The organism is Pseudoalteromonas sp. SWYJZ12 (assembly GCF_015864395.1).
Lineage (GTDB): Bacteria > Pseudomonadota > Gammaproteobacteria > Enterobacterales > Alteromonadaceae > Pseudoalteromonas > Pseudoalteromonas arctica.
The window spans coordinates 253927-266275 of the sequence record NZ_JADYXH010000005.1; the positions used below are offsets into that span (position 1 = coordinate 253927).

The window sequence follows — 12349 nt, forward strand, 5'->3', positions numbered from 1 at the left end:
TTTTCTGTAATAGTCCTCACTATGTTTATGCCTTTAAATACAATACTTAACAGGTTTGTTAACGCAATTTAAAATAACGATAAAAGCAGCGTACTTACGTTTTTATTAAATAAGCTAAATTGTGAAGTGAGTTTTTAAATTATTAAAATTTAATGAAGTAGTAATGGTTAGTTTGTAACTTTTTATTTTGAAGGATATTTAATTCTTAAAAGCGCGATGTAAAATCGCACCTACGAATATATCCAAAACTCGGTACTATCTCTTACTAAAAACTAAGTACTGCCTCCTGAAAACTACTTTCTAAAAGCAATCTTCTAAAAGTTATAAAAAAAAGCCTAAAAGTGGTTACCCACTTTTAGGCTTAGTAATTTTGTGTTTTAAACACATATTAAGAATCTGTATTTAAAATACTTGTTTCATTTATGCAGCTAAATTAGCTGGCGATCATAATGCTTTTAACATTAACAAATTCGCGCATACCAAAACCGCCGTGTTCTCTGCCGTAGCCACTGCCTTTAACGCCACCAAATGGTAGGTTAGGTTGTGCTAAACCGTAGCCGTTAATGTTGATCATGCCGGTGTCGAAGTACTTTTTAGCAAGCTCAATGGCTTTTTTCTCATCTTTTGAGAAAATACCACCGCCTAAACCGTAGCGAGAATCGTTGGCGATGCGCATAGCATCGTCGTTATCTTTCGCTTTAATAAGCGAAGCGACAGGGCCAAATAATTCGTCATCGTAGGCCGGCATGCCAGGTGATAGGTTATCAAGTAGCGTTGGTGGGTAGTAGTAACCTGTTTGCGATGGTATTTCGCCACCCGTTACTATGTTTGCACCTGCTTTAACTGATTCCATTACTTGGTCGTGAATGCCGTCGCGTAAATCTTCACGAGCCATTGGGCCTAAGTCTGTGCCATCAGCCATTGGGTCGCCCATTTTCATGGCTTCGAACTGCTCTTTAATTTGTGCTTTAAAGTCATCGTAAAGTGACTCAACAACAACATAACGTTTAGCTGAAACACACGTTTCGCCGTTATTGATCATGCGACCTGTTACACAGGTTTTAACTGCAAGCTCTAAATCAGCGTCATCGAGTACTAAGTATGCATCGTTGCTACCCAGTTCTAACACTGTTTTTTTAGCGTATTTACCCGCTTCTGCAGCTACTTTTTTACCTGTGGCATCACTACCTGTAAAGGTTACGCCGCTAATTGCTTTGTGCGCAATGAGTGAGCTGGCGGTTTTACCGTCGATGAGTAAGTTGCTGAAACAGTGCTCTGGGAAACCGGCTTGTTTAAATAGCTCTTCAATTTTTTCAGCCATGCCAAATACGTTACCAGCATGTTTTAATACGGTTGTGTTACCCGCCATTATGTTGGCAGCACTGTAGCGAATTACCTGATAAAGCGGGAAGTTCCACGGTTGAATACCTAATAGTACACCTGTTGGTTGGTAGCTGATAATTGCACGACCGCCGTCCATGTCACGTTCTTCGTCAGCAAGTACTTGTGGGCCTTGTTCGGCTGTGTAACGACAAATTCCTGCACATAGTTCAACTTCTTGAAAGCCTTGCTCGTATACTTTACCCATTTCTTCGGTCATGAGTTTTGCGATAGATTCTTTTTGCTCTTCGAAAAGTGAGGCTAACTTATTAAGGTATCTCGCACGTTCAGTGAACGACGTTAAGCGCCATTTTAAATATGTTTCGTGAGATTTTTCGATTACCTGTTCTGCTTCTTTTTGAGAAAGTAGCGTGTAGGTTTCAATGGTTTGCTCAGTTGCCGGATTAATCGTTTTAACTGTGTTACTCATTTCTATCTCCTTACAAATTAATTATCTATAAGGGTGCAAAACGAAAGCCAATATCAAAAAAACAGTATTAATTAATCTCAAGCTATTGAAATGTATTATCTATTTTGGGTTTTTTATTCTGCTAATAACTTTTTACTACTATGAATATATTATCCAAAGCAGTAAAAAGTTCTGATTGATGCAAAATTTACAAGGTTGACTGCTCATGCTTATTCAACTTATAGAAGTTCTTTAACAATGCGCTTTAGTAGGTAGGTTTCTCGTAAAATGGAGAGTCCTTGTTTTTCACTGTTAGCAAGTGTGCGCTCGTTATGAGCAATTGCATCGTTAATATCAACCCATTTAGCAGTCATGCCATTTTGCTGCTCATAATGCTCTAACTGTGCTTTGCCAAACTCGTCGGCAATATTACATACAAAGCAATACGATTTGATATGAATAATATCAAAGTCTTCTTTATACCAAGGGCGATACTCTTCATAGAGTCCAAAGGCTTTAACTACACTTATTTGTTGTGCACCGGTTTCTTCGCTTAGTTCGCGAATTAAGCCTTGTTCAATACTTTCGCCTTCATCTACTCCACCACCCGGTAAGCTGTAATCTTCATAGCGGTTTGTATACATTAAAAGTATTTTATTATTTTTAATAACAATGGCGCGAGCTGTTAAGCGCGTAAACTGACTACCGTGGTCAATATTAATACCTGAATGAACTAAGGTTTTTAATTGCTGCATTTCGTCTCCTTTTTTAAGCTTTTAATGATAACAGTTGCTACCATTCTATAAATAGAAACGATTTTAATTATTTTTCGTAATTTGTGAACGTTTTTTTTAAGCATACGTAAATATTAGGTTGGTAAAATAAATAGCATTGGATTACTTAGCTATTTAAGTAATTAGATTCTAGGCGTGCCTTTAAATTAATATTTAGGATGCGTAGAATAAGAAAAAAAGCATAGGGATTTATCATGTTAGACATACTTTTAGTAGACGATGACGTTGAATTTAGTGACGTTGTTTGCCACATAGTCGAATTCCTCGGCCACAATATAAGCACCGCCACCAGTTTAAAAGAAGCACATCAATGGTTTGAAAATAATACCTTTGACCATGTGCTACTTGATTTTATGTTACCTGATGGTAGCGGTTTGCACTTACTTGATCATTTAAAAACGATTGGGCAATCTCCAAAAATTACACTTATATCGGGTCATCCTTCAGTTAAAGGCATTTTAGCTGAAATGTGTGAGCCAAATGTAGGGCATTTATTAAAACCATTACAACGCGAAGATTTAGAACTCGTTTTAAATGGCCCTAAAAAAACAGTTAAAAAAGCCAAGTCGAGCGGTATTACACGCCACTTTGGTGGGTTAATTGGTGAGTCTGAGCCAATGCAAAAACTATACAACATGATTGAACGCGTAGCTAAAACAAACGCTAACGTGATGCTTATGGGTGAAAGTGGTGCAGGTAAAGAAGTAGTGGCTCAAGCTATTCATAACGCAAGCCAGTGCGAAGGCCCATTAGTTGCTAGCAACTGTGGCGCACTTTCCAAAGAGTTAATTGGTAGTGAGTTATTTGGCCACGAAAAAGGCGCATTTACAGGCGCAATAGCACGTAAAGAAGGTGTGTTTGAGCAATCAAATAACGGTACTTTGTTTTTAGATGAAGTAACCGAAATGCCAATTGATATGCAGCCAAATTTACTGCGAGTACTTGAAACTAAAAAAGTAACACGCGTAGGTGGTAACAGAGAAATACCAACCAATTGTCGTGTTATTTCAGCCACTAACCGCTCGCTTACCGATTTAGCGCAAAATAATATTATTCGTGAAGATATTTACTTTAGGTTGGCTGTTTTTCCTATTGATATACCGCCACTTCGCGATAGAAAAGAAGATATTCCTTTATTAGCTAAAGCATTTTTAGATCAGCTTAATGATGAAAACGGTACCCCATTTAGTTGGACGCCAGCGCAGCTAAAAGAGTTACAAAGCTATGAATGGCCAGGTAATGTACGAGAGCTTCGCCACGCTATACACCGTGCATTTATTATGAGCGATCCGCAAACCAGCGACATTACTCTACCTGATAACTTAGAGTCGCCTTTTTCGCGCGTTAATAACCAAGCGGCCGAAAAGCCAGTATCAGCAGGACAAACCATTGAAGAAGTTGAAAAAGAACTTATTCATGCAACGCTCGATAAGGTGCAAGGTAATAAAACGCTTGCTGCACAAATGCTGGGTATTAGCACCAAAACACTTTATAACCGCCTTAATGCATATGGCGGTATTGGCGAATATAAATAGATTTGAGGAAGGGCATGACATCCGATAACCAAACAGAGCAACTAAATAAATTAGTACACGATGCAAGAGCGCCGCTTAATCGTATATCGATGAATGCAGAGCTTATTAAGTTGGTACTTGAAAACGATATGCCAAAAGAAAAAGCGCTAGATGCACTTGATAAAATTATTAACAATTGCCAACAGTGTAGTGAAAGTTTACAAAAAATAACTGACTCTCAATAAATAGTAAGTGTTGTACAAACTCTAATTCGGGAAGCTAAATGAGCAAGCAAAAACAGCAAGGTAAAGCGAATGTTACTTGGGCAGCTTTTATAGTTGTTGTGTTAAGTATTATTGTAGGTAACGCAGTTTTAGCATTGAATACGATTCAAGGTTTAACGCAAACCCAAAAGAGTTTAGATAACACTAATATGCTGACAGCGGCAATTGAGCAACTGCATTTATCAATAGTGCAGGCTGAGTCTGGTCAGCGCGGTTATTTATTAACAGAAGAGACTGACTATTTAACGCCTTATTACGATGCTATTGGACAAATTGAAGCTCAAACAGATCATGTTAAGTCACTACACTCTGAGATTGACGGCCAAGCTGAGCGTATTGCTCAGTTGTTAGTACTAGTTGATAGCAAAATTAAAGAGCTGAAGCAAACTGTAAACCTAGCATTGGATGACAAAGAGCGACGTGCAATTTATGTGTTAAATACACATAAAGGTCGGGAGCTTTATAAGCAAATTAGAGAGTATGTTAATGAAATTCAAGACCGTGAATTACTCTTTAAAGTGAGCCATTTTTCAAAGTTAGCGCAAATTAAGAATGAAGCTAAAATCACGTTTGCTATTACAGCAATCACAAGCTTATTACTTATTATTGGTATGTTTGTAATGACACGTCTTAATTTAAGAAATGCAGCTAAGTATCGTTTTGAGCTTGAAAAACAAAACGAGACTTTAGCAACTAAAGTGTCTGAGCGTACGCAAGAATTAACGTTGTATTCTGACGAACTGAGCCGAAGTAACCGAGAGCTTGAAGAGTTTGCTTTTGTAGCGAGCCATGACTTACAAGAACCGCTTAGAAAAATTCAAGCCTTTAGTGACCGCCTCGAAACCATGTTTAAAGATGAGCTTGGTGAAAAAGGGATTGATTACATTGGCCGCATGAAAAATGCAGCGCAACGCATGTCTAACTTAATTAATGATCTATTAGAGTTCTCGCGTATTACTACGCGCGGCAAAGACTTCGATGATACAAATTTAAACGAAGTAGTAACCGATATATTAAGTGATTTAGAAATTGCGATAAAAGAGTCAGATGCACAAATTGATGTAGAAGACTTACCGGTTATTCAGGCTGATAAAAGCCAAATGCAGCAGCTGTTTTTAAACTTGTTGTCGAACGCTGTAAAATTTAGGCGCCCAGGTGTAAGTCCACATATAAAAATCAGCTACCAAGATAAAGATATTTTTAGTGAGGATCATAATACCAATTTGAGCTTTCAAGTTATTACTATAGAAGATAACGGTATTGGTTTTTCACAGGACTATGCCGATAAAATATTTGTACCGTTTCAACGTTTGCACGGTCGCTCACAATATAAAGGCACAGGTATTGGCCTTTCTGTATGTAGGCGTATTGTGGAACGTCATGGCGGAACAATTACAGCAAAAAGTAAAGACGGTGAAGGTGCAACCTTCATTATAAAACTACCTGTGGAAGCTGCGCTTTTCACATTGCAAGGAGAGGCTTAAATGCCCTATTCAAAAGTAAAACCTATTACTATTTTAATGGCAGACGATGATGAAGATGATCGTTTGTTAACACAAGATGCCCTTGCCGAAAGCCGTGTACTTAACGAACTTCATTTTGTTGAAGATGGCGTTGAGTTACTTGAATATTTAGAACGTAAAGGTAAGTTTGAAGACAAAACAGTGTCGCCACGACCAGGATTGATATTACTTGATTTAAACATGCCAAGAATGGATGGTCGTGAAGCACTTGAAGCTATAAAAGCAAACCCTAATTTAAAGGGAATCCCGGTTGTTATATTAACTACGTCTAAGCAAGAAGAAGACATGGTTAAAGGGTATAACTTAGGTGCTGCATCTTATATTACTAAGCCAGTGACGTTTGATGGTTTAGTTGATTTGATGAAAACGCTAGGAAAATACTGGGTAGAGTTTGTAGAGCTACCGACAACATTTAACGATTAATGGAGATTGTATGTTAGATAAAGTGACTCAGTTGCTGCTTGTAGAAGATGATGAAGATGATTACATACTCACCTGCGACTATCTGGACCAATTGGATTCACACACGTTTAACATTCAATGGATAAGTTCCCCAGAGCAGGCAATTGCAACGCTTAGTAAAAACGAGCATGACATTTGCCTGCTTGATTACCGCTTGGGTGCATCTAATGGTTTAGATGTATTAAAAGAAGCGATTGCTAATGGCTTTAGCGGCCCCATAATTATGCTTACTGGGCAGTCAAACGACGAGTTAGACTCGGCAGCGCTTGATGCCGGTGCAGTAGATTATTTAATAAAAACAGAAATGAGTTCGAGCCGCTTTGCGCGCGCTATTCGTTATGCACTTGCTCGTAAAGATGTTGAAGGTGAGCGAGTAGAGCGTTTAAAGGCCGAAGCTGAAAATCGCTCAAAAGACCGCTTTTTAGCTCATTTAAGCCACGAATTACGTACCCCTCTATCGTCTATTTTAGGTTACACCGAACTATTAATGCAGAGCGACTTTAGTCAGCAAGCAGAAAATGAATTGGGTGTTATTTATCGAAACGGTAAACATTTATTGAGCCTGTTAAACGATGTGCTCGACTTATCTAAAATAGCAGCCGATAAACTGGAACTTACCCTAAGCGAAGTTAACCTTGATAGCATGCTTGCCGATGTATACACGCTAATGCGCGTATCGGTGCTAGATAAGGGCCTTACGCTGCGCTTTGAATCTCATCAGCCATTACCTTTGGTTGCACGACTTGATGCAACAAGAGTTCGCCAAATTTTAATAAATCTAATAAACAATGCGGTTAAATTTACCGATAAAGGCGAAATTGTTGTTAATGCGTGGACGCAGTGGGTTGATGATCGTGAAATGCTATTTTTTAGCATTAAAGACTCAGGCATGGGCATTGCCCCTGAAAAACAAGAACTAATATTCAAGCCATTTGAACAAATAGCTGATGTAGAATCACGCTCTGTAGGTGGCGCAGGCTTAGGCTTGGCAATATGTGCTGAATTGTTAGCACGTATGCACGGTGATATTAGTTTGCATTCTGAAATTGGTAAAGGCTCTACGTTTACTATTTCGGTTTACCCAGGTGATATTAGCGAAGTAGAACGACAGGTACTTAATTTTAGCAGTGCGCCACAACTACAAAGTAAATCGGCTCCATGTAAAGTGCATGGGCGAGTATTAGTAGTTGATGATTTACGTGATTTACGCATGCTAGTCGGTCATATGATCAGTACCTGTGGTGCGCGCGTAGATTATGCCGAACATGGCCAACAAGCGCTTGAAAAAGTGCGTATTGCCGATGCGTATAAAGCGCCTTACGACATTATTTTTATTGATATTCATATGCCTGTAATGGGCGGCAAGGAAGCTACCATAGAGCTTAGAAAAATGGGTTACAAAGGCCCAATAATCGCGCTCACTGCCGCTACTATGAAAGGCATACATGAGGAGCTTGCTGCACTTGGCTTTAACGATGTAATACCAAAACCTGTTGATAGCGCGGCTTTATATCAATGTTTGCAAGATTATTTGGTAGCGCCAGAGCATGCACCGCAAGCTAAAGATATAAATTGTAGTAAGGGCTTAACCGAGAAAAAGCAGCGCTTTTTACTTGTTGAAGACGATCACGATGCAGCGCAAATTACGCAGCTACTTTTAGAAAGTCTAGGCGTTGAAACCGTCATTGCGTCTAGCTGCGCACAATGTTTGCAAATACTTAATCACGACCAGCAATTTAATAAGGTATTGTTAGACATGCATTTACCTGATGGGCGTGGCATTGATTTAGGCCAGCAAGTTAATGAGCGATATCCAGAGCTACGCTTGGTGATTGTAAGTGGCGCAGAGCCAGATCCTAAAGAAATAAAAGATTTAAATATTGACCGAGTTTTACTTAAACCTATTAATTTGAGCTTACTTGAAACGCTTATTAGCTAGGGCCTGTTTATCTTTCGAGGTTAAATTTGCAGCAGTATGTTTGGTATTTAGGCAAGGCAGAGCCTGTGTAGTGTGGTTATTACCCATAAATAGGCGATAACGTAGCACAAATGCCAAACACGCGCTGCCCGAAGGGTTCTGCCCAGGGGCTATTTACTCTTTGTTGCCTACATGGATTTAGGTAAGGGGCGTGAGCAGGACGCGGAAGCTTTGCTCGGTTTTTACTTATTCTTACATGGATGTAAGCCAGTAGGGTAACGCAGGAGCAGTTACCGAGCCCACTAGGTTACAAACCTGGCGCCGCGATTAAATAGCCCCTAAATTGAACAAATTTTAATCCTGAAAGGTCAACAGGTCCAATAACTGAGACATTATTTATATGCATTCAATAAAGTTAGTATCTGAAGAATTAACACCATCAAAAGTAGTGTGTGTTGGCCGTAACTATACCGCACACATTGCAGAGCTAAATAACGAAACGCCAGACAAAATGGTATTATTTAACAAACCAAATAGTGCAATTACTAATACGTTATTTGCGGCTCATAACGGCGATACGCTGCATTATGAAACCGAGCTATGTTTTGTAGTTAAAAATAAAAAATTTGTAGGGGTTGGACTCGGCCTTGATTTAACTAAGCGTACTGTGCAAAGTAAATTAAAAAATAAAGGACTTCCATGGGAGCGCGCAAAAGCGTTCGACGGCTCTGTTATTTTAACTGATTTTGTAGCGCTAACAGAGACAATGAAGCACTTTACTTTTGAACTTAAAATTAATAATGAAGTAATTCAGCGAGGCGATACTCATTTTATGCTGCATAATCCGGACTCAATTTTACAAGAAATTAGTGAATTTATGAGCTTAGAAGATGGTGATGTAGTAATGACAGGCACACCGTCGGGCGTAGGCGAGGTAACACCTAAAAGTATTTTTGCTGTGGCACTTTATGCTAATGATCAGTGCTTGCTTGAGCATCAGTGGCAAGTAAGTAAAAATTAATAACTTGCTGTTGGTAGTGTTTATCAAAGTCGGCAAAGGTAGTTTTAAGCCAATTATGCTGACTTTGTTGATACTCAGGCGATTGTAGTACATTATTTTTTAGCGCGCGGTTAATTTTTTTAAGCGCTTGCTGTGCAAAATTATTAGGTGCGTTAGCCGCACAACCTATTGCTCCTCGTATAAATTGAATGTCATTTTCTGCAATTGGGACACTTTCTATATTCGTATATTCCCCTTGTTTATTAAAGTAATCGGCCATAAACGGGTAATCAATTGAGTAGTCTAAAAAGCCGTGACTCAAGCGTGCTATAACAGCCTGACTTTCATTTTCGCTACTCCAACTTAGCGACGATTCTTTATCTCGTTTTGTGTTTTCAATAATTGTATTAATTTTAGTTGTAAATTTACGTGCAGCAGCTTGCCCGTATACGTATTGCGGGTCGGTTAATAAATTAATAAGGTGAATAGGCGAGCCGTGCTTTTCTTCCAATTGCGGCTTTAGCTCTTTAGTCGTGATAATTGAAAATGGGGGATATACCGTTGTTGGATTTGAGTAGTTAAGTTGTTGGTTATTATTTTTTTTATAAATAACACACGGAAAACATACATTTTTTCCTTCATTTAAATATTTATTTATACGCTGCTGAGGAACAATTAAGCGGGTATGTTTTACATCTTTTATTGTTCTAATGAGTTGCTCGGTTAGGTTGTCGCAAATTCCGCCTTGTGGTGCACTTTCGCTTTTAGCTATATGAAAAGGGGGCGTGTAACTTTGCAGCCAAATAATTTCTTCTAGAGGCTGTAATTTTTGTTCAACAGCATGCGCGTTAAATACAATTAATAAGCAAAATGCATAGTATCCGTTTTTCAGCATTGATAAGTGTTCGTTGAATTAAGAAAACTTAATAAAAGTATAGTGTTGGTTGTAGTAAGGTCAAATATTCTAGTTAAAAAGCAACCTCATTCAAGGCTGCTTTAACTCATACATGCTTAATAAGGCATCGGATGGTTTCTAAATATAGTGTTAATCTCACTAAGAATTTCGTCGCTTAACGTGATGTTAAATGCATCAATATCTTCTTTTAATTGAGCTATGTTTGTTGCACCAATAATTGAAGAGGTTACGCCATCTACTTGGTTACACCATGCGAGTGCTAGTTGTGCTGGAGTAATATTGTTTGCATGAGCCAGATCAACATACTGCTTAGTGGCTTGCTCTGCATTGGGTGTATCTCTAAAAATACCGTTGCGCTGCATGAAGGTCCAACGAGATCCTTCTGGGCGAGCACCGTTTAGGTATTTACCCGTTAATAAACCAGCTGCTAAAGGCGACCACGGTAAGTAGGCAATATCTTCGTGTACACATTGTTCTATTAAATACGGCCAGTCTTTAGCGTGCGCTAAGCTAAACTCATTTTGAATAGATACCATACGCGGTAAGTTATGCTCTTTGGCCAAACTTAAAAACTGGCTTATACCCCATGGCGTATCGTCAGATAAACCGCAGTGCTTAATTTTACCTGCTTTAACACATTCATTAAGGCCCTCTAGAATATCAAGCATACTAGCTTGCTGCTCTTGTGTATTTACGTCGGTAAATTTAAGAGTGCCGGGCCATTGTCTGCCAAAGTGCGGGGTAGAGCGGTTTGGCCAATGCAGCTGATATAAATCAATGTAGTTGGTTTTAAGGCGCTTAAGTGAATCGTCTACGGCTTCAATTACCGTTTGGCGCGTAATATTGCCACCATCACGTACCCACGATAATCCATTGCCTGCAATTTTTGTAGCAAGTACCACATCGCTGCGCTTTTGCTGATTACGCGATAGCCAATCGCCAATAATTTCCTCAGTTTTTCCATAGGTCTCTGGAGAGGGCGGTACTGCATACATTTCGGCTGTATCAATAAAGTTTACGCCTTGCTCTAGCGCGTAGGCTATTTGTTCATCAGCATCGCTTTGAGTATTTTGTTTACCCCAAGTCATACTGCCTAAACATACTCTTGAAACGTTAATACCACTGCTGCCAAGTGGGCTGTATTGCATGAGAATTCCTTATTGCTCGTCTTGAGAGTAGCTAACTAACGCCGATAAAAGAGGCTCTGCAATGAGGGCTTTTTGGCCTGTTTCAAAATCAAACATAACCACTTTTGAAGTGCCTGTGGTTGTTATAGCGTTTTGTGCGTGACTAAATACGGTGTAATTCATAACAAATCGGTCTGTTTTTATATCAGAAATAGTAACACCGACTGTAAGCGTATCTGGGAATGTAACTGGGCGTTTATAACGAATGTTATTTTCGCTTATTACCGGGCCCACGCCATTAGGGCTTATTGTATCGAACAGATTTATTTTATTTAAGAAGTCGATTCGGGCTATTTCAAAGTAACGTAAATACACTACATTATTTACGTGTTGTAGTGCATCCATATCAGCCCACGCTACGGTGATGTCGGTATGGATAGGGTGCTGATCTTTAAACGTTTGCATTATTTATTGGCCCTTAATTTTAAAGTACTTAGATTATCAATATGGGGGTATGAGCTCAAGGTAATTAGTATCATGTTTTTTTGTAAGGTGATTTGTACCTGTTTAATTTTGGGACTACAGTTAAATAACACAAGACAAAAACACGTAGAGGTATGTATGAAAAATATAATTAATTGGTTTTTAGCGTGTTTAGTTTTTATGACCTCTTTTGCTTGTTACGCAATGGGTAACGAATCAGGTGCTATTATTTTGATGTTAGCGGGGTTTTTTTTCGAGGTTATGTTTTGGTTGCGCGGTTATAAAGAGCAAGAAGGTAATAAGCGCTTTTTTTAATCGCTAACTAGGGCCTGTTGACCTTTCAGGATTAAAATTTGTTCAATCTAGGGGCTATTTAATCGCGGCGCGAGGTTTGTGACCTAGTGGGCTAAGTAAAAACCGAGCAAAGCTTCCGCGTCCTGCTCACGCCCCTTACCTACATCCATGTCATAGGTAGGTACTTAAGAAAAATATTAAGTACAGCCTTAAAAATTTGGCTCTACCCCATACTGAAATACTCC

At 39.0% G+C, this 12349-nt stretch carries 12 protein-coding genes; 7 read left to right on the top strand and 5 right to left on the bottom strand.

Annotated elements, in window-relative coordinates:
• Window positions 1-433: 433 nt before the first annotated feature.
• Entirely contained in the window at window positions 434-1810 is a 1377-nt protein-coding gene (locus I6F42_RS09150; protein WP_197151889.1) for an NAD-dependent succinate-semialdehyde dehydrogenase, read from the bottom strand.
• Window positions 1811-2028: 218 nt separating this feature from the next.
• On the bottom strand, window positions 2029-2544 hold the full coding sequence (locus tag I6F42_RS09155; protein ID WP_197151890.1) for an NUDIX hydrolase: 516 nt from the start codon (window positions 2542-2544) through the stop codon (window positions 2029-2031).
• A gap of 233 nt (window positions 2545-2777) precedes the next feature.
• On the opposite strand from I6F42_RS09155, the gene I6F42_RS09160 reads away from it, so the two are divergent.
• The 6 genes from I6F42_RS09160 to I6F42_RS09185 all read left to right on the top strand — a co-directional run bounded on the left by I6F42_RS09160 (window position 2778) and on the right by I6F42_RS09185 (window position 9305).
• Complete coding sequence (locus tag I6F42_RS09160) at window positions 2778-4118, top strand: sigma-54 dependent transcriptional regulator (RefSeq protein WP_010553131.1); 1341 nt, start codon at window positions 2778-2780, stop codon at window positions 4116-4118.
• A gap of 14 nt (window positions 4119-4132) precedes the next feature.
• Entirely contained in the window at window positions 4133-4342 is a 210-nt protein-coding gene (locus I6F42_RS09165) for a histidine kinase dimerization/phospho-acceptor domain-containing protein (protein ID WP_007581523.1), read from the top strand.
• Window positions 4343-4380: 38 nt separating this feature from the next.
• Entirely contained in the window at window positions 4381-5865 is a 1485-nt protein-coding gene (locus I6F42_RS09170) for an ATP-binding protein (protein ID WP_010553132.1), read from the top strand.
• A complete protein-coding gene (locus I6F42_RS09175) occupies window positions 5866-6327 on the top strand; it encodes a response regulator (RefSeq protein ID WP_007581526.1) in 462 nt (153 codons plus the stop codon).
• A gap of 10 nt (window positions 6328-6337) precedes the next feature.
• Window positions 6338-8305 (top strand): response regulator, encoded by a 1968-nt coding sequence (locus tag I6F42_RS09180; protein WP_010553133.1) that lies wholly within the window; start codon window positions 6338-6340, stop codon window positions 8303-8305.
• Window positions 8306-8684: 379 nt separating this feature from the next.
• Window positions 8685-9305: a fumarylacetoacetate hydrolase family protein gene (locus I6F42_RS09185; protein WP_002958091.1), complete on the top strand. Its 621-nt coding sequence runs from the start codon at window positions 8685-8687 to the stop codon at window positions 9303-9305.
• Here I6F42_RS09185 and I6F42_RS09190 read toward each other — a convergent pair.
• The 3 genes from I6F42_RS09190 to I6F42_RS09200 form a co-directional block, all read right to left on the bottom strand.
• Window positions 9256-10179 (bottom strand): ABC transporter substrate-binding protein, encoded by a 924-nt coding sequence (locus tag I6F42_RS09190; protein ID WP_197151892.1) that lies wholly within the window; start codon window positions 10177-10179, stop codon window positions 9256-9258. The genes I6F42_RS09185 and I6F42_RS09190 overlap by 50 nt on opposite strands.
• Before the next feature lie 116 nt (window positions 10180-10295).
• The gene (locus I6F42_RS09195; RefSeq protein ID WP_010553136.1) at window positions 10296-11348 is read right to left on the bottom strand and encodes an aldo/keto reductase; all 1053 of its coding nucleotides are present in this window, start codon (window positions 11346-11348) and stop codon (window positions 10296-10298) included.
• Between the two features lie 9 nt (window positions 11349-11357).
• Complete coding sequence (locus I6F42_RS09200; protein WP_010553137.1) at window positions 11358-11792, bottom strand: thioesterase family protein; 435 nt, start codon at window positions 11790-11792, stop codon at window positions 11358-11360.
• Between the two features lie 156 nt (window positions 11793-11948).
• On the opposite strand from I6F42_RS09200, the gene I6F42_RS09205 reads away from it, so the two are divergent.
• Entirely contained in the window at window positions 11949-12125 is a 177-nt protein-coding gene (locus I6F42_RS09205; RefSeq protein ID WP_197151894.1) for a hypothetical protein, read from the top strand.
• Window positions 12126-12349 lie beyond the last annotated feature (224 nt).